We start from the raw sequence: 18,279 nt of genomic DNA, 5'->3' as shown, positions 1-18,279 counted from the left end.
AACATAAAGAGGCTGTTCTGGTATACCGGAACAGCCTCTTTTCATTTATACCAACGCGGGTTGGCGCGCCAGTAATGATGCGTAATATTTTTTGAGGAGGTTGTATATCACGCATTCATAGATCCGCTGCCTGGACCTGAACAGTCTGTTGATACTCATGTGGATCAGGCTATCTACATAAAGGGTCTTGTGAAAACCTTCCTGGGCGCTTATATCGGCAATGAGCGGCGCAATGGCCTGGTCGCGCATATTGATCACGGCCTTTAATTCATCAGCCAGCGTACCCTCATGCCCGTTATCCATAAAGGAAAAGATCTCGTTCTTATATCTCCTGAACTTGCGGTCCAGCACTACGGTATTCTCTTTCAGATCGCCAAATTCCCTTGCAAACTGTCCCGCCATATATTCAGCGTAATTCCTTTTCTCTTCGAGGTTTAAGCCGAACGAACCGAGGAAGCCATTGGCGGCGTACAAAGCAGACAACCACCTGAGCTCTTCATTGCCTGTCTGTGCGGTTTTCCGGATCAGCTCTGTGCACATCATACTATCGAAGCTGAATATGGATTCCATATAGCCGATGGTGTCAAAACCGTATCGCTCCAGTTCCCGCTGGTAGGTTTCCGCGGTTACTTTCCAGATGATCTTCGCCTCTTTCAGTGCCTCCACCACGGGATAAAATTCTTTGTAGAAGCGATCGTGCCCTGCTCCCTCCGCCAGGTGAAAGCGCAGGCGCAGATGGAATTTGGGATCATGATAGCGGATGAAAAAGCTTTTATCGATGATGTGCTGCGTTAAACATTGCCGGATCACCGGCTGCAGTTTCAGCAGAATCTTGTCGGCACTATTGAAGCCGGTGTACAGGTTGAAATAGATCCATTCACTGCCAGGCAGGAACTCGCGCTGCACGGTGCTATTACCGGAGCGCAGGTACTTTTTTGATGGAACAGCGCCTTGTACGGGTGTTTCCTTTCTGAAGAAGAAAAGGAACTCATTATTGAAGCTTTCCCCGCTTTCGTTGCGAACAGGCGATGTGTATTCCGCAAACAGCACTTCATGTATGGCCACGGTCTCCATATCCTTTATTTCATTCACCATCACCTGCAGCGAATACAGGCTGTCTTTGTTTATTACCAGCTCATTGTCGCCCTGGGCAATGCAGAATAAGGCCGGTAGGCCATGCTGCGCAGCAAAGGTCGCAAATGCCAACTGTAGCTCATGATCCTTTGCATGGATTAAGTGCTCATATTCATGCCTTGAAAACAGCCAGGTAGCCCTTTTAAGGATCATGTTCTTATATACGATACGGGGAATATGCCTGAAGAACTTTTGCATGGAACGGAGATCCAGCACTGCGCCCGTCTGGCCTTCGGGCTCCTGCATATCGCAAAGGAAATGATATAAGGGCAGGCTGGTGCCATTGCTGTAAAAATGTGAGTTGGTCAGGAAAGGCAGCACCGGCTTGTTATGCGCTTTGGAGTACATGACCATCCTGCCATCCCTGATACAGAGCATCAGGTCATTGATAGACAGGCGCTGCTCTCTTGGTAAAGGAGAACCTGCGAGATAAGGGATCTCGTATTTTCTCATTGCCGGGCGTTGCAGCACATTGCCTAAACGTGCAGCAGGGAGGTGTGTGATCTCAGCTACCAGCTTGTCTTTGTGCATCTCTTCTTCGGTGCGTATGATCTCTTCCACCACATCTTTCATCTCCGGATCGCCGTTGCAGAAGCGGCCTACCCAGGTGGGCGCTGTTTGCCCGGAGATACCCTGGAAATAAATAACATCCCGGGCGTTGTCATCTTTATAGAGCGAAGCCATAACGGTGTAGGTATCCGATAAGCGGCCCCTGTTCTCGGGGAAGGCAGCCATATCTTCATCGGTGATCTCGATGACGGATGAACGGTTCACCAATGCGGCAGTGATCTTATCGCTCCAGAAAGCGCTGCGTTTATTGTCCAGCGTGATTTGCTCACTCCTGTTAGTAGCGGGCCTGAAAAGCACATCAGATACCAGGGCGGAAAAGTCTCCGCTGCTATCTTCCATATGATCGCCGTAACCGATGCCTGCTTCCACATCCAATGCTTCTACCAGGGGAACCACGCGTGATTCATAACGCTGTTCAAAAGCAGCTTTGAATTTCTCCATTCTTTTGGCGCTGGGACGACCGGAAAGGCGGGTTACTATGTCTACGCCTTTTTGCAGGATGTTGACAATATCCTGGTCTACCTCGGCCTGTTTGCTGGTAGGAATGAGGTCTGTCTGGATAAAAGATTTTTCATCATAGGGCAGCTCAAATGCGGAGGCCTTTTCCTTCAGCAGCTGGTATTGCGGCATCTTAAGGCCCAGCGTCGTATTATCTATAACAGCGGTACCTTCTTTTATTTCCTGCAGGTATTGCAGCACGGGGTTATCGCCGCCTGTTGCTGATAGCGCCCTGATCACATATTCTTCCATTTCTTCACCGGTGGTGCCGGGATCCAGGTTGCTGACCAACACCTGTTCATCTACAAGATGGTTTACAAATGCAAGCGCCGCTTTCAGGTCGATATCGCCTCCTGTTAAGCCGGAGGCGATCTGGGTGAGGCTCATCCCATCAGCGGCCGCCACTGCATCTATTACCCGCGTAAGGTAGGGCGTAACGGCGATGGATACGAGCTCAAACTTTCTTACGCCCTCAATATAACTGCATTCTACATAGCGATAGGCATCACCCAGGCGATACAGCGATGTATTGACAAAATACTGCAGATGGGGCTTGATGCCGGGGTGCCGCCGGATCTTATCTACCAGGGAAAAGAGGTATTGCATATCCAGCCGGGTATGCTGGCGGTAGGCGGTAATATCATTCATCACTACATTGGTGGCAGGCCCCAATGCGGCAACGGAGCACCCTGCAAAGAGGCCGAATGGTGTGCACCGGGTAGAGATCCTGTAAATATATCTTAACAGGGAGAGCCGCAGTTTGCGCGCCTTCCGGCTGTCTTCAAAGAGGCTTGTCTCATCTGTAGCGATTACAGCATAGTACAATTGCGGAGAGGCAAGGTACAGGGCATTCAGGAATACTTTATCTGAAAGCATGCGTTTAAGGTTGCTCTCTTCATCCTTAAAAAAATCCCTGTAGAAATCTATTCCATACAGCGGCAAACGCATTGCCGCTTTGGTGAAGGCCTTATCAAACATAACAATTGCTTTAGGATAATAAAATGAAACGATCCCAGTCGCTGGGGCCGTCGCCGATAAAGTCAGAGAGCACCAAAGCCACGCCTGCGGCGCCGCTCAGCACTCCACATTCAGGAGAATAAGTTTTGCCTGTGAACTTTTTATAACCGCCGATGCCGTCTTCAAAACTGCACATGGCAATGGTTTGATCTATCCAGCTATGATAGCTGTCAAGGAAAATGGGGTTCAGGGTATATTGATACCACTTGCGATAAATATGCGCTACGCTGGCGCCTCCATGGCAAAAGCCCGCATCAAACACGCGGGAATCCTGCCGGTTCACCCGCCGGGTAGTGCGCAGGGCCAGCTCAGTGGCCTCTTTTACCAGGTAGCTGCTATGCAGCGTTTTACCTGCATGGTATAAACCGATAGAGATGGTAGTGTCGCCATAGCACCAGCCCAGGGGCACTTCATAGTTCCATTCATCGGGGCTGGCAAGTTTTACAATGGATGGAAAAACGGACAATGAGCCGGGATCTGCAGACCTGAAGGTCAGCAGCTTTTCGGCGATTGTTTTTATATGGGATCTCATATTAAGGGGATCTGCTGCAAAGCGTACGTGTTTAATGAGCAGCATGAGGAGCGATACCAGGCCGTGGGCCATTCCGCAGTTCGTATATTCCCTGCACTGCTCCAGCTGTCCCTGCACCACTTTTTCTATTATCGGGTCCAGTGCATTTCCATCGCGGCCGGTCTTGTTCCTTTCAATGAAATACAGGATGATACCTATTGCGCCGTGCAGGTAATCCCAGTTGGCATTATCCAGCGTTACCTGCAGAGCGTTATGTAATACCTGGTCGCATTGTTCCAGGAGACTGTCTATGCTGCTGTCAAAAAACTGTTTCTCCCGCAGGTAGCTGAACAGGGCAGCAATGCCTGTAAGCCCATCGCAGTAGGTAAAGGAAGGTATTCCTTTGGTGATGTCACTCATCAGCTGTTCTGTGATCAGCTGGCTCTTTCTGCTGTAATCATCGTCGCCCAGCACGGTATACAGGTTGTGATACAGCAGCAGCAATCCGCCCTTACCGTTGAACAGTGACAGGGGAGTATTATCCAGGCAGGTATCGAAGAGCTGTTGTTCGATCTCGGCGAGTTTCTTACCGGCTGCAGTGATGGTATTCATATGCGGATGCTTGGAGGAGTAAGAGAAATACAGGGTTCTTTAACGGGAAAGAACCCTGTATGCATTAGATGCTATATCAATTAAGCATTTTCTTCGATGGAAGTTGTGCTGGTGCACCAGCTGCAGGTAAAGTTAGTACGAGTGCTGGCTGCAGCTTCGTCGCCGCCAACGATCAGGTTCATGTCGGCATCAGACAGGTTAGCAACTTTTTCTTTTACGATTTCCAGGTTTGCGTTTACAGAAATTTGATTTTTCATTTTGTTAGATTTTAAGTTATTAAGAAAAGATTTGGTTGTTTTAACGTAAACAGACCTTTAACGCTGCCTGTTTATCCTGGGTGCAGTACCAGTGTGCCTGTCTTTGGGCGCCTCAAAGACGCTGGCAGCTTCGTTGATCACCGGAGAAAATAGTTTTGTACTTGTCGCCGGTAATTATTATCTTTATATTGTTTACAGAAAAGATTTTCAGTTATTAAGTGAGCCCGTTCTACCCAGAGCGGGCTCATTTTTTTGATCATTGATCCTGGGGTGCGGGGAGAACCGTAGTGCACCAGGTGCATGTGAAATCCCAATTTGTGCTCCTGCCCGGCGCTTCGTTACCGCCCTGGATATTGGCGATCTGTTTGTCGCTCAGTACTGCGATCTTCTCTTTCGCGAGCTGCAGCTTTGAATTATTAATTGCTTTTTTCTTTTTCATGATCTTTGTTTTTGTTTTACTCTTGTGTTGTTCTGAACTTGTTGATACAAAAATAGCGCGGCTTTGAGGGCAGTTGAAATCCGTTACACTAATGACTATTTTTTAGGTACGAAGTGTGTTCATGTTAGCTTAGGTAGGTACGAAACCTGTTAATGTCGCGACAACAGGGAAGAAAAAAGGCTACCCTGCCTTTTGCAGGATAGCCTTAGGCGACTGCCTGAATTGGGGTCACAATAATAGGACTGTACTCCAGTGCAAGTCTGTATTTGAAATATAGGACAGCAGTACAAAGGCAACGCCGAGCGCACCATCCAGCAGCTCCTGCTCTTTGCCTGTATATCTTCCTTTTTCCAGGTCCTCTTCGAGGAGCAGGATCGTTTTTTCCATCCAGTACAGGTAGCCGTCCTGGTATACATCCAGGCCGCTTTCGCGGTATAAGGTTTTACAGTATTGTGCAAGGCCCGCAGCACCGGTACAGAAACCAGCTGTATTCACGTGTGTGGACTGCTCATCACGGCGCATCATGCTTTGCATACCTATGAGGTCTGCCTGGCGTTTCAGCGCTTCGTCATTGAACACGCGGGCGGCACGGTAAAACAGCAATACCTGGTTAAGATCGCCGCTTTCCCACGCCATACGGTTGGCTGCATATATTTCATTGGCATTGCGTGCGATGACAAGGGGAAAGAATGAATATTCATGACGGGAGAAATCAACATCTATCTTATGCTTCAGCATAAAACGGATACCGCCCTTCACTACCTTTTCGATCAGCGCTTTATGCGATGATCTTTCATAGGCATTGAGCAATACCAGTAATACCCCTGAAAGGCCGTGAGAAAGGCTGAAATTGATCATCTGCTTACCGTCTATCTTCAGCAGGTGATTACGATACCAGTAGCCCCCGTCTTCTTCCACTGCCTGGTGGCAGATCTTCTCTATTAAAGCATCCAGGTACTCATTGCTGCGCGGGCCTCTCTGCTCCTTTTCTGAAAAGTAGTGGATCACACCCAGTGCCCCATGGAGCAGGTCTATATTATCCGCTTCTATTAACCCACATGCTGCCTGGTACAGGTATTTGTCCAGCTCTTCGAATTCATTATCCACTTCCAGCTCCAGGAAAGCTTCCCGGCACATGAAATTAACAATGTAGCCAAAGCCTGCGCCTCCTGTTCCCAATGCAGCGCCTACCAGGCTGGGCCTGGCCGCATTAATATTATCAAATACCTGCTCCAGCATAGCTTTTGTTCTATGCTTCAGTGCTGGTATCTCTGTTACTTTATAAAGGTGATAGTAATAGAAGATCATGCCAAGGCGGCCCCTGAGAAAGGTATCATCGGCGCTTGAAGAAACGTCCAGCAATCTGTTAAGCCTGTCTAACTGCTTTTGCGCAATTTGTTGCATCATTACTTTCTTGATCAGGCACAAAAGTAGCCCCATAGCCAGGATTATGGCAGTTTGCTACACGAACAGACCGATTGTAAGTACAAAAAAGGGTGGGTGTTTTAATCCATCAGCTTATGCTTCATCATATCATGGAAGCCGCTTTTGTAGGTATCGCCGAGAAGAATTTCGGCTTTTACATTCTTTAGCTGGATCATATTGCCTTCAATGGCAATGATCTTATTAACGGAAACAATAAATGATTTATGTACCCGGAAAAAATGTTTCCTGGGCAATCTTTCTTCGAGGTCTTTCATATTCAGCAGGGCCATGGTTCTGAGACCACCGTGGTGAATGGCCACATAGTTCTTCATGCCCTCGATATAATCTATTTCCTTCAGGTTGATCTTGAGCATTTTGCCCTTGATCTCGGTTTTTACGAAAATGTAATCATCATCTATACCTTCATCGCCGCTAACGGCGGCAGGTACGGCGGAGGTAACCGCATTCAGCACTTTCTGCACGGCTTTAAAAAATCGCGGCAGCGGAATAGGTTTCAGCAGGTAATCCACCACCTCGAGGTCAAAGCCTTCTGCGGCAAATTCGCTGTAGGCAGTGGTGAGGATCACTTTGCTTTTGCCCTGGATGGTGCGGGCAAAATCCAGGCCTGATATTTCTGGCATCTGTATATCCAGGAAGACGAGGTCGATCTTCCTGGTGTTCACTATTTCCAGGGCTTCTATCGGGCTGGTGACCGCCTTCACCAGCTGAAGGAAAGGCGTCTGATTAATGTAAAGACTCAGGACATCCAGTGCGTGTTGCTCATCGTCAACTACTAAACAGCTGATCATAAATTACGGGTTTTTTCAGGTTCAAGTTGACAGACAACTCTACCGTATAGTAGTCTGCCTCATCCTTTACTACCAGTGAACAATGTTCTTTATAAGAGGCATGGAGCCTTTTACGGATATTGTCCATACCGATGCCGTGTGATAATTCTTTAGGCCCGGTCTTTTTCCTGTTATGTATTGAAAAATAAATATGGCCACTATCTTCTGCTACTTCCAGTTTTATCTGCAGCGGATACTCTTCCTTGGTGAGCTCTCCGTGCTTGAAAGCGTTCTCCACCAGTGTGATCAGCACCAGCGGAATGATACGTACACTGTCCACATCTCCTTTAATGGTGAATGCTATTTGCAGCCGGTTACTGAAACGCAGCTGGTTGATCTTAATAACATTATTGAGGTGCTCTACTTCTTTGCCCAGCAGTACGGTTCCCTGCTCATCTTCTCCGCTGTTCAGTGAATAGCGCATGATCTCGCATAAAGTAAGGATCCCTTCGGAAAGCTCTTTTGAATAGGGCAATGATTTTGCGTAAAAGAAGTTCAGTGTATTATGCAGGAAGTGAGGATTGATCTGTGCCCGTAAAAAAGCGTATTCCGCCTGCAGGCGGTTCTTTTCTATCTTCAGTTTATCCAGGTCCATGGTACGCAATTGCTTTTCTCTCCTGATGGACTGCCTTGCATAATAGTACCCGAAAGAATAGAATTCATAGATCATAAAGAGCCAGAGCGAGTATACCACATGCTCAGTGAGTATGAATTTGGGAACGGGATCTCCGCTGTTAATGATGGGACCTATAATATAACCGGTAATGTAGTACAATACCAGGCACCAAACGAATAACAGCACCTCAGCAAGGATCAGCAAGAAATATTTTTTCCTGCTGAAGAATGTCATCAGGATCAGGTAGTTCAGGTAAAACACGGTGATCATCGGCAATTCCGTTACGATAATATCCAGTACATCGATGCGGTAACCGGGCGTAAGGAATTTTCTCATGGTGCCTATCGTCATGTAGATCAGCCATACAATGATATGTATAGCTACTGTTTTACTGTTCTTCCTGAGGGTGTCTGAAAAAGCCATCATCCTGAAGATACTAATTTTTCTTTTTTACATATCCCACCCAGTCGTCTACGTTATCTGGTATCACTTCATCGGGCCGGATGCCGATGTAGTCTATCGGGTCTTTAGGCAGGTGGTTGGCCCTCGATGTAGAATATCTTAACTGGAACAGCCCGCCGTCCAGTGTAAGCGAAGCTGCATCTGAATAATCCACTGCGCCCATGGTATTCCTGCCGTATAATTTCACTTTCGTGCTCTGTTTTGCTTTCAGCAGGAAGATCTCTGTGCTGCTGGCGCAGGTTTCGTTGATAAGCACGGATACCCGTTTGGGATAAGGGTATACGACCGCCATCCGCAGGGTATCATCCGGCCAGAGGTTATACAGCGTGCCCTTATGCGCCCGCAGCGCAGTCGCTTCTTTCTGAAAGACGGCTTTCATACTGTCGGAGATATTGGGATAGTTCCAGTCCTCATAGCTTTTAATATTCTCTTCTGTTGCCAGCACGGATGAACCACCGGTGATCATGGGATTGGTATAGATCAGCGGCAGCAGCTTCTGGAAGCATAATACGGAGCCTCCCCTGTTGTTGCGCAGGTCGATAATAAAGTGCTCCGTGCTCTTCAGCAGGGCGTCGTTCACTGTCAGCATGCTGTCGATTTCGTCCTTGTATTCCAGCATAGCCCTTGGAATCGCTATGAGGCAGGTTTTCCGGTCAAGCACCTTAAAGTAAGGCGCCAAACCTCCGCCAGGCTTCACTATCGGCTTTTCCAGCTGCGAAGCAGGATAGGAACGGTACCAGCTGCCAAAGCCGCCGTTCTCCAGCCTGCCGTTGCTCACTTTCAGGGGAGGAACAGATGTTTGGTGATTACGGGAGTAGAAGGCAATATATTGATAGTCCCCGGCAGACTTCCTGATCTTCATTTTAACCTGCCCGGGCATCCAGAAAAGGCTGTCGGCGTCTAACACAAAGCCAATAAAGGTATCCGGCGCCTGTTCATCTCGGATAATACCTATACGATAGGTTTTTGCTTCATCTTCCCAGATGCCTTCCAGGGAGTCCAGCCCCTGGCGGTTCCTGTCAAGATAGCTGATGAATGCCTGTTCAGACATGGCATGCCGTTCTGTATGGGCGAAAGCCTGCCTGATCTTATGAAAGTTGGTGGAATCTTCATTGATGGAAATACCCACGTGATAGTCTTTAAAAAAGCTCAGCCATTTTGCCATCACAGATAGGCAGGCAGGAACATCTGCTGCTGTGGCGCTTTTTGCGAGGCTGTCTGTAAAATGCCTGAACTCATCCCTGTTAGCAGCCGTTACTTTAAAATTAAACCCTACATAGTTTGTTTCGATCTTCTTCACCATATCCTTAAAGTAGGCAGGGCAGTTACAAGGCTGGGCATTGATATTCACAGCGAGCAGGCATAAGCACAACAGCAGGAAATATTTCATAACAGGCACTGAATTTTTCGGGTTTTCTATGATGGAAGTTAAACAATAAGAGGGGAACCGCGGGGCTCCCCTGAAAATTCTTTTGCATCGGGCACATTACAGGGTATTCAGCAGCTGCTCTGTCTCGCCCTGCGTAGTATTGCAATTGGGCGTAGTAGAGCCGGGGCCCGGATTACCGCCCCATATTTTACCCAGGTTCGCAGCATTCAGTTTAATAATAGTGGTCTTATTCAGCTTCAGCTTTTTGTCGGCGGGTACTGCAACTTTTTTCATGGAGCAAAGGTTTTACGGGTGAAGGATTAAGGGTTTTCTGTTAGTTGTTTTAACGACCTAAAAGTAAAAAGATACTGATTTTATGGGAAAAGCGTTACACCAAAAGGCACATTACAAGTACCAACGCTCCTTATCTGAAGAAACTAAAGATGCGCTGGATGAGCCGTTTACGTGCGGTGATGATCTCTGCCCTGCCCTGCTCCTGCTTGTAGAGATCCAGCTTTTTATGATGACTGGTGACAAGGCTGTTATCCAGCTGTATCAAAAGTTTTACGCTATTAGCAGCTGCAGGCAATGGGCGGGAAGCTACTTTACCGCTGATGCTGCCAAACTCGGACTGCGGATAGCTGTCCAGGCTAATGATCACCGGCTGCCCGGCCTGGATCCTGCCAGAGCCTGCGGCGGGCACCAGCATGGTTGCTGTATAGCTTTGCCCCTGCCCGGGAACGATCTGGATGGTGCCGTTGATCACGTCAGGGTACCTGATAAATGCAGACACCAGGAGCAGCAGCACCACGGCCCCGAAGAGCAGCAGGCTGCCCCAGCGCGTGATCCAGTGCGGCGTAGCGCCCAGCACCTCATTCATTTCGTCGCTTACCAGTGAGAGGTCTGCATGTAATGTTCTTTCGGGCATAGCTGTATTATTTTAAGATGGCGGGCCTTATTCGCCCAATTCCAGCTGGTTTTTTACAAGGTTGAAATAATATCCCTTCTCCAGGATCAGCTCTTCGTGTGTGCCTGTTTCCACGATCTCTCCTTTATCCAAAACGATGATCTTATCCGCATTCTTTACCGTGCTTAAACGGTGGGCAATGACTACGACAGTCTTTCCTTCAAAGAACTGGTTCAGGTTCTCGATGATCACCCGTTCATTCTTTGCGTCCAGCGCACTGGTAGCTTCATCAAAGAACAGCACGGCGGGATCTTTATATACAGCACGGGCAATGAGGATCCGTTGTTTCTGACCAGTGCTCAGTCCCATACCGTTCGGCCCTATCTTGGTATTGTATGAGAGGGGCAGCGTTTCGATAAAGTCATGGATATTGGCGATCCTGGCGGCCTGGCGCAGGCGCTTACGGTCTACCTCTTCTGCCCCTACGGCAATGTTATTGGCAACGGTATCATTGAAGATGTAGCCCTCCTGCATCACCACTCCGCACACTTCCCTCCAGGCGCTGTGCCGGATGGCAGACAGCAAGGTATTGCCGACAGTGACCGTGCCGCCATCGGGCTCATAAAAGCGGAGCAATAATTTCAGCAGAGTGGTTTTACCACTGCCGCTGGCGCCGACAATAGCGGTCACTTTCCTGTGCTCTATCTGCAAGCTGATATTCCTGAGCACCTGTGGCGACATAGACCCTTTTTCATACTTGAAGGCAAGGTTGCTGATCCGGATATCGCCTTCCGGTATTTCGGTCACGGTTTCGTCTTCCGGCCGTTCTTCATCGGGGCGGTTATGGATCTCGTCGATACGGTTGATGCTGAGACGGGCATCCTGCCAGGATTTAATGAACTCTACCAGCTGCAGGATGGGCGCATTTAATTGCCCGATGATATAAGAGATGGAAAGCATCACACCCAGGCTGATCTGTCCGTCTAACACCAGTCGCGCGGCCAGGAAAGAGATAATAATGTTCTTCAGCTCATTGATCAGGGAGGCGCCGCCGGATTGTGCCTGGTTCAGGGCGAGGCTTTTAAGGTTGATCTTGAAGAGCTTTACCTGCTGGTGTTCCCACTGCCATCTCTTTTTCCGTTCTGCATTATGAAGCTTGATCTCCTGCATACCGCCGATCAGTTCCAGGTTCTTTTCATTGTATCTTGACAGCTGGCTGAATTTCTTGTAATCCAGCGTAGCTCGCTTTTTCATGAAGAAAGAGATCCAGGCAAAATAGACCACGCTCACTACGGCAAATACAGAGAAGATCAGCGGACTATAGATGATCAGCACAATGCTGAACACCAGCAGGTTGATGAGGGAGAAAACAACATTCAGGGTACCGGAGGTAAGGAATGTTTCCACGCGCTGGTGATCGGCTATACGCTGCAGGATATCGCCCGTCATCTTTACATCAAAATATCCCAGCGGCAGTTTCATCAGCTTCCTGAAAAAATCAGAGAGCAGGTTGATGTTCACGCGGCTGCTCAGGTGCATCAGGATGTAGCCGCGGATGATCTCTACGCTGGTCTTACCTGCAAAAAGCAGGAGCTGTGCCAGTAATATGAGATAGATAAATCCCAGGTCGTTGTGCCGGATGCCAACATCCACGATACTTTGTGTGAGGAAGGGAAAGATGAGCTGCAACAAGCTTCCTGCCAGGAGGCCGATCAGCAGTTGCCCCATCAGCTGACGATAGCGTATCAAATATTTGTAGATGAAGCGCAGGCCACCGGGCTTTTGCTGCGCCACATCTTCGGCCTGTTCAAATTCAGGCGATACCTCAAGACTGAGTATGATGCCGGATGTTCCTACCACGGCCCAGCTTTTCAGGAATTCTTCTTTTGTATACACCAGCAGGCCGTGCGCAGGATCAGATACATAGACCTTGTCGCGCTTTATTTTATAGACCACTATAAAATGCTTCTGCTCCCAGAGGGCAATGCAGGGAAAGGGCGATTCTTCTGCCAGGTCTTCATACCCGATCCTGGCCCCTATGGTGCGAAAGCCCAGCTGCTCTGCTGCCTCGCTAACGTTCAACAGGCTGGACCCTGCCCTGGTGGTATTGCATAACCTGCGCAGGTACTCCTGTGAAAACGCTTTGCCGTAATACTTACTGATGATGCGGAGGCAGGCGGGCCCGCAATCCATCTCATCATACTGCTTATAGTGGGGAAATCTGTTAAACATACGCTACAGTTTTGAGGTCATGCTTTGTGCGGGCGATCATGCTCCGGTAATAACTTTCCAGGAGGCTGTAGATCACCATTTCCTGCATACGGGCGTCCGCCGCCGCAATGCGGTTGATCATCATGTGTATATAGCTGCCCAGCAAACTTAAGAGCGGCACCTCCAGTGTGCCCTGCTGCTGCAGGTGCATGATTTGTTCAGCAAGTGGTACAATATGCTGTGAGCGTGCTTGCAGTATGGCTATCAGCGTTTCGTGCTGCTGTTGTTCCGACTTGTCCATGATCTGTGTGATCAGCTGCTTATTGGCGCGATACTTATCGTTCAATTGTAGTTTCAAAGCCCTGTCCATATTGAACTCCGTACCAAAGGCAGTGCTGAGGCGCAGCATCAGCGCATGTTTTTCAGTCGTAGAAAAACCAAAGCATTCCAGCAGCTCTTCTACGGAACGCAGGGCCCAGAGCCAGCGCAGCTGATCTCTTTCATCGCCCCAGGTATTATCCAGCATGTCTACGCAGGCGATGCTGTCGTAACAGAAGAGTGTTTCTGCCAGCTCCATGGTGGCATTGCCATAACGTTCTATTTCGCGGCTGTAAGCATCCAGCTGCATCTTCCAGATATAACCCGCTGTCTTAAATTCATGGAGATGGGCATGTACGCTGTTCATCACATCGCCTATGCGGCTCACATCCTTTAAATGGAAACGTACTCTCAGGTGGAAGTCGGGGTCATTATAGCGGATGAAGAACCATTTATCCGTAAGGCCTGCTGCGGCCAGGGCCTCGCTGAGAGGTTTGATGGCCAGGTTCAATATCTTATCAGCAGAGCGTGGGCCGCAATACAATTTGTAATACACCCATTCACTACCGGGGATAAACTGACGCTGCACAGCTGCGGCAAAGGATGCGCCCTGCCCGGGTGTATGCAGATGTGCATAGGAAGGCGTGTGCTTATACAGTACAGCGATCAGCTGATTTACATAAGCGCCGCCGTTGCCGTCTGTTACCAGTTGCTGATCATTAATGAACTCCCGCATGATGAAGGAGGGCCTGTTCTTCACGGCATCCAGCCAGATGCGTACCATGGCCGGGTTATCAAAGTCTATCAGCAGTTCATTATCTCCTTCTGTTAACACCACGTAGCGGGGCAAATGCCATTGCTGCCGGAATGTATGCAAGGCCTGCTGCAGCGTTGCTTCTTTAAGACCGGTGAATTGCTTCAGATCCTGTTGGGTAAAGTTCCAGCTGGCCAGGTGCAGTATGGTGTGTTTAAATGTTACTCTTGGCAGGAAGCGGTGCTGGGCGCGCAGGCTGCCCCAGTCGAAAGACAGCGCGGGTCTTTTATCCTGGCACTGCAGATCACATAAAAAACGATACACCGGCAAAGCATTGGTAGTATAGTTATGCGCAGTGCTCAAACGGGGAATGATCTGTTTGCCCAGCCTGGCAGAGCGTAATATAATGCGGTTGTGTTTTACTGATATATAGAGATCCTGCAGGTCTATCTGTTGCTCTTTGCTTAACGAAGACTGGGCAAGGTAAGGGATCTCATAGCTGCGGAACACCGGGTGCAGTAAAATATTACCGGTACGGCTTTCGGGAAGGTGGATCACTTCTGCGAAGATGATCTCCGGGTCCTGCGCCTGTTCCCTGGCCGTAATATCGCCTACCAGGCGGTTCACTTCGGGATCTGTATGGGCAAAGCGCCCCAGCAGGTTGGCGGCGCTGGAGCCGCCGGCGCTTTCAAGGTACAAAGTATGGGGGGCATCTTTCACTAAGCGGAACATTACGGAGAAGGAAGGCGGCATTTCATCCCAGCAGGGGGTGAAGCCTTCCAGGTCCTGATCTGTTATTTCAATGGAACGCTGGCCACGATCATACATATCGATCATCTTGCCAGTCAGCATTGTTTCCAGGCGGTTCCAGGTGTAACGCGGGGCCTGCTCTTTGTCGGGCAGTATGATATCATCTATCAGGGGTGTAATGTCTCTGCATGCTGCCCCGGTATAACCAATGCCTGTTTCACCATCCAGCACTTCCAGCAGGGGCATTTCTCTTTCCTCATATCTTTCAGCAAAGCGGCGGATGAAGGTCTGCAGGTTAGTATTCTCTCTATAAGCGCCCATCTTGTTCATAGCTTCCAGCGCAGCGTATAGCTGATCCTGCAGGGATACGTGGAGACCGTTGCCGGAAACCTGTTGAATGCTATCTGTCTGGAACAGGCGACTTTCATCATAGCTAACGCCCAGCTGATCCAGGAGCTGCATGATATGCCGGTATTGTGCAATGCTGTTGCCTTCGCCTTCGTCTATTTGTTGCAGGCAGCGTTCTACTTCGTGTAATATGGAGAGGATGAAAGTAAGGGAGCTTGTTTCACTGTTTATCTTCTGCAGCACTGTTAACAGCTGTTGCAAAAATTCCTGGCCTGTGATGGCAGGTTCTATTTCACTGACCAATAACTGGCTGCTGATCAGCTCATCGATGAACTGCATAGCATCGTCCGCAGCAACATCCGGGCTTGTAAGCAGCTCGCAGAGCTGTTGTATGGTAGCGCCATTGCGGGCAGCACTGATGGCCTGCTCAAGATATTCAGCGGAGGTAACAGCACTGATCTGGTGAATGCGGCGCTCGTTCACATACTGGTATTCCACATAACGCAGCTCATCACCGATGCTGTAGATGCTGTTGTTAGGAAAATAGCAGAGATGGTTTTTGATCTCCGGCAGCAGCGCCAGCTCCTGCGAAAGGGTGCAGAGATAATGCATATCCAGCCGCGTATGCCTGCCTATTTTCTGATCATTGACGGTGAGGCTGGTTTGTCCATCATTCCAGTTCACCACCGCGCAGCCGGAGAAAAGCCCGAAGGGCGTGCAGCGGCTGCTCATCCGTATAAAGTATTTGCCCAGTGAACGGCTGATCTTTTCAATCGCTTTGCGGTCTGTGAGCAGGTTCGCTTTCCATTTGATACACTCCTCATACAGCACGGGGGAAGCCAGGTAGATCGCCTCGAGGAAGGCATTATCATCCAGCAGGGCTTTGAGTGCAGTCTCGCTGAGATAGCCTGTCCACGGATACCGGGGCGTTCTTAATACAAGGCGTTGGTCAAAAGTAAATGGAGCGTTCATGGGCACTGGTTTTTTTCCGTATATTAATTTCCACCCATCCTGTACTGCTGATCTTCAATACCGGATGTTCTGTTGCGTGCAGCTTTCACTTTCAGGTTACCGAACTTATAGCTGAATACCAGCCTGGCAAAGCGGGATTCTATCTTATTCTCATTATAGGAGCTGACGCCAAAGGATGCGATGTTATAGTCGGTACTCAGTGTATTAAACAGGTCGCTTACGTTAAGGGTCAGCTTCCCGGCATTGTTCAGGATACTTTTAGAGATACCGGCGCTCAGCGCGTATCGTGGTTTATATTTGTAAACACCAAAAACAATGGATGAAAAGTAATAGCCGGAAAGCTCTGCGGACAGGCCTTTTGCTATTGTGAAGATGTTATTGGTCTTTACAAAAGCGCCCGTCAGCGCATTGTCCAGGTTATCGCGGCCAGGCTCATTGTATTTTGCGTACGTGAGCATGGCGGAGTTGGTGCTGGTCCACTTGTTATTCAACAGGCTTTTTGACCAGGTAATGCTCGCGTTCACCGCATCTGCGCTTCTCAGGTTCACTTCTGTGCTGATCACCACGTTGCCGGTGTCTTTCCGGAAGATCTCAGCAGGAACATCGGTAAAGCGCTGGTAATTGACGCTTATAAATAATTCGTTGTTGTAGGTATAGGACAATTCAAAGCTATGGCCGATGGAGGGCCTGATATTGGGATTACCCTGGTTATACTGGTATTGGCTAACATAAGTGATGAAAGGGTTTACCACGTCAAAGCTGTAACGGTCTATACTTTTACGGTAAGAAAAGCCGTACTGGTGTTTTTGTGAATGATTATACATCACTACAAAGCTGGGAAAGAAATTGAGCTGGTCTCTTTTGTTCACCTGGTTGAGGGTAAGCGAAGTGCCTTTCGTATAGGTCTGTTCTGCACGCAAGCCCGCCTGCAGATCGAACTTTTTAATGGTTCTGCTATAGGTGGCATAAGCTGCATAGATATTTTCATCGTAGATGAAGTGATTGGTTTTGCCTTTATCGGTTACCCATTGCTTTTCCAGTTGCTGCTGCCAGTTGATATCATTGTCTGTAGTAGTGAGCGTAGCTTTAAGACCTGCTTCCAGCCTGCCTTTTCCCAATGGCTGTGAATAATCGGCAGAGAGTGACCTGATCTCATTATCTGCGGGAGAATTGTTCATAAGCAGGTAAGGCGCCTGGAACTGCATGCCTGCAGGATCATAGAAATTGGTGACCAGGTCATCCTTCCAGGTTTTATTATACCTGAAATAGTCGGCATTCAGGACCAGCTGTTTGCCGCTGGTATCGAGTTTGGTTTTGTAATAGATATTCACGGAAGGGTTGAGGATCCTCGCTTTGCCATTCGTGTTCACGGTAGAGAAAGAGTCTGCAGCAGCGGTGCCCTGATCTTTGACAGAGCGGGTAAATACCTCCCTGTCGCGATAATTCAGCATGCCTTTTACCAGTACGCCAACAGCGCTGTTGCGGTTGATGTCGTAATCCAGTCCGGCTTTGATGGAGTGATTATCCCGGGTACGCACATCACTGGTCCGCTCTACGATAGCGGTGTTGTTAGCCAGGCTACGGTTGGAGTACAGCTCGTAATATTGTTTGTTATGCTGGTAGTCATAATTACCGTAGATATTAATATTCTTTTCCCGGTAGTTCAGGCCAAAACCGCCGTTGTACCTGCCGTAGCGCCCGGTGCCCAGGCCTGCAGTGAAGGTGCCGTTGGTGCCGAAGTTCTTATTCCTGGCAGAGATGATATTAATAACGGCTGCTCCCCTGGCGTCGTACCTGGCGGGAGGATTGGCGATCAGTTCTATCCTGTCTATGCTGTTGCTGGGCATTGCGCTCAACCATTCTTTCAGCTCCTCTCCTGAGAGCCGGCTATCCTTGCCGTCTATCAGTACGATCACTTTCTTTCCCCGCAGCTCAAAATTGCCGCCGCTCTGTTCTACCACACCGGGGGCGTTGCTGAGCACCTGGGCGGCATCACTGCCGGCTGCCAGGGGGCTTTCTGATACGTTTACCACCACTTTATCCGCCTTCATGATGATAAAGGGTTTATTGCCTGTTACCGTAACGGCTTTCAGGTTTTGTTTACGCATACTATCGGCTGTCTGGCCCGCGGTAGTCTGCGCCTTAATATGCTGTGATACAACCGACATCAGGGTAATAGTCACCAGTATGATTATTCGCTGCATACGATCCGATTTTAATTGAGACAAATTTATCCTGCAGGCGAGACTGCCTGAAAAGCG

The 18,279-nt window shown here is 48.9% G+C and carries 13 protein-coding genes; all 13 read right to left on the bottom strand.

What is annotated here, in order from left to right; translation table 11 throughout:
- Positions 1–45: 45 nt before the first annotated feature.
- Positions 46–3,180, bottom strand: a complete 3,135-nt coding sequence (locus ACR9Y8_RS24215) for a lantibiotic dehydratase (RefSeq protein ID WP_481215830.1) — start codon at positions 3,178–3,180, stop codon at positions 46–48.
- Between the two features lie 10 nt (positions 3,181–3,190).
- On the bottom strand, positions 3,191–4,342 hold the full coding sequence (locus ACR9Y8_RS24210; RefSeq protein ID WP_481215829.1) for a lanthionine synthetase C family protein: 1,152 nt from the start codon (positions 4,340–4,342) through the stop codon (positions 3,191–3,193).
- A gap of 80 nt (positions 4,343–4,422) precedes the next feature.
- Positions 4,423–4,599 carry a class I lanthipeptide gene (locus tag ACR9Y8_RS24205; protein ID WP_481215828.1) on the bottom strand — a complete coding sequence of 59 codons (177 nt, stop codon included), beginning with the start codon at positions 4,597–4,599 and terminating at the stop codon, positions 4,423–4,425.
- Positions 4,600–4,855: 256 nt separating this feature from the next.
- Entirely contained in the window at positions 4,856–5,038 is a 183-nt protein-coding gene (locus ACR9Y8_RS24200) for a class I lanthipeptide (protein ID WP_481215827.1), read from the bottom strand.
- A 228-nt stretch (positions 5,039–5,266) separates the two neighbouring features.
- Complete coding sequence (locus tag ACR9Y8_RS24195) at positions 5,267–6,478, bottom strand: lanthionine synthetase LanC family protein (RefSeq protein ID WP_481215826.1); 1,212 nt, start codon at positions 6,476–6,478, stop codon at positions 5,267–5,269.
- A gap of 65 nt (positions 6,479–6,543) precedes the next feature.
- A complete protein-coding gene (locus ACR9Y8_RS24190; RefSeq protein ID WP_481215825.1) occupies positions 6,544–7,272 on the bottom strand; it encodes a LytR/AlgR family response regulator transcription factor in 729 nt (242 codons plus the stop codon).
- Entirely contained in the window at positions 7,250–8,353 is a 1,104-nt protein-coding gene (locus tag ACR9Y8_RS24185) for a sensor histidine kinase (RefSeq protein ID WP_481215824.1), read from the bottom strand. Before ACR9Y8_RS24185 ends, ACR9Y8_RS24190 begins: the two co-directional genes overlap by 23 nt.
- 10 nt (positions 8,354–8,363) lie before the next feature.
- Positions 8,364–9,779 carry a S41 family peptidase gene (locus ACR9Y8_RS24180; protein WP_481215823.1) on the bottom strand — a complete coding sequence of 472 codons (1,416 nt, stop codon included), beginning with the start codon at positions 9,777–9,779 and terminating at the stop codon, positions 8,364–8,366.
- Between the two features lie 96 nt (positions 9,780–9,875).
- Positions 9,876–10,052, bottom strand: a complete 177-nt coding sequence (locus ACR9Y8_RS24175; RefSeq protein WP_481215822.1) for a class I lanthipeptide — start codon at positions 10,050–10,052, stop codon at positions 9,876–9,878.
- 130 nt (positions 10,053–10,182) lie between these two features.
- On the bottom strand, positions 10,183–10,686 hold the full coding sequence (locus ACR9Y8_RS24170) for a hypothetical protein (RefSeq protein ID WP_481215821.1): 504 nt from the start codon (positions 10,684–10,686) through the stop codon (positions 10,183–10,185).
- Between the two features lie 27 nt (positions 10,687–10,713).
- Positions 10,714–12,897, bottom strand: a complete 2,184-nt coding sequence (locus ACR9Y8_RS24165) for a peptidase domain-containing ABC transporter (RefSeq protein ID WP_481215820.1) — start codon at positions 12,895–12,897, stop codon at positions 10,714–10,716.
- Positions 12,890–16,018: a lantibiotic dehydratase gene (locus ACR9Y8_RS24160; RefSeq protein WP_481215819.1), complete on the bottom strand. Its 3,129-nt coding sequence runs from the start codon at positions 16,016–16,018 to the stop codon at positions 12,890–12,892. The genes ACR9Y8_RS24165 and ACR9Y8_RS24160 overlap by 8 nt, the downstream gene beginning before the upstream one ends.
- A gap of 23 nt (positions 16,019–16,041) precedes the next feature.
- Positions 16,042–18,222: an outer membrane beta-barrel protein gene (locus ACR9Y8_RS24155; RefSeq protein WP_481215818.1), complete on the bottom strand. Its 2,181-nt coding sequence runs from the start codon at positions 18,220–18,222 to the stop codon at positions 16,042–16,044.
- Positions 18,223–18,279: the final 57 nt, after the last annotated feature.

It is taken from the genome of Chitinophaga sp. SVR4-12A (assembly GCF_056754765.1).
The sequence above is the reverse complement of the archived record's forward strand: the minus strand, read 5'-3'. Positions and strand labels throughout refer to the sequence as shown.

Bases quoted from the DNA above. Each gene is read 5' to 3' on its own strand.
- ACR9Y8_RS24205 (WP_481215828.1), bottom strand. From the start codon at position 4,599: ATGAAAAATCAAATTTCTGTAAACGCAAACCTGGAAATCGTAAAAGAA.
- ACR9Y8_RS24185 (WP_481215824.1), bottom strand. From the start codon at position 8,353: ATGATGGCTTTTTCAGACACCCTCAGGAAGAACAGTAAAACAGTAGCT.
- ACR9Y8_RS24200 (WP_481215827.1), bottom strand. From the start codon at position 5,038: ATGAAAAAGAAAAAAGCAATTAATAATTCAAAGCTGCAGCTCGCGAAA.
- ACR9Y8_RS24160 (WP_481215819.1), bottom strand. From the start codon at position 16,018: ATGAACGCTCCATTTACTTTTGACCAACGCCTTGTATTAAGAACGCCC.
- ACR9Y8_RS24195 (WP_481215826.1), bottom strand. From the start codon at position 6,478: ATGGGGCTACTTTTGTGCCTGATCAAGAAAGTAATGATGCAACAAATT.
- ACR9Y8_RS24165 (WP_481215820.1), bottom strand. From the start codon at position 12,897: ATGTTTAACAGATTTCCCCACTATAAGCAGTATGATGAGATGGATTGC.
- ACR9Y8_RS24190 (WP_481215825.1), bottom strand. From the start codon at position 7,272: ATGATCAGCTGTTTAGTAGTTGACGATGAGCAACACGCACTGGATGTC.
- ACR9Y8_RS24215 (WP_481215830.1), bottom strand. From the start codon at position 3,180: ATGTTTGATAAGGCCTTCACCAAAGCGGCAATGCGTTTGCCGCTGTAT.
- ACR9Y8_RS24210 (WP_481215829.1), bottom strand. From the start codon at position 4,342: ATGAATACCATCACTGCAGCCGGTAAGAAACTCGCCGAGATCGAACAA.
- ACR9Y8_RS24175 (WP_481215822.1), bottom strand. From the start codon at position 10,052: ATGAAAAAAGTTGCAGTACCCGCCGACAAAAAGCTGAAGCTGAATAAG.
- ACR9Y8_RS24170 (WP_481215821.1), bottom strand. From the start codon at position 10,686: ATGCCCGAAAGAACATTACATGCAGACCTCTCACTGGTAAGCGACGAA.
- ACR9Y8_RS24180 (WP_481215823.1), bottom strand. From the start codon at position 9,779: ATGAAATATTTCCTGCTGTTGTGCTTATGCCTGCTCGCTGTGAATATC.
- ACR9Y8_RS24155 (WP_481215818.1), bottom strand. From the start codon at position 18,222: ATGCAGCGAATAATCATACTGGTGACTATTACCCTGATGTCGGTTGTA.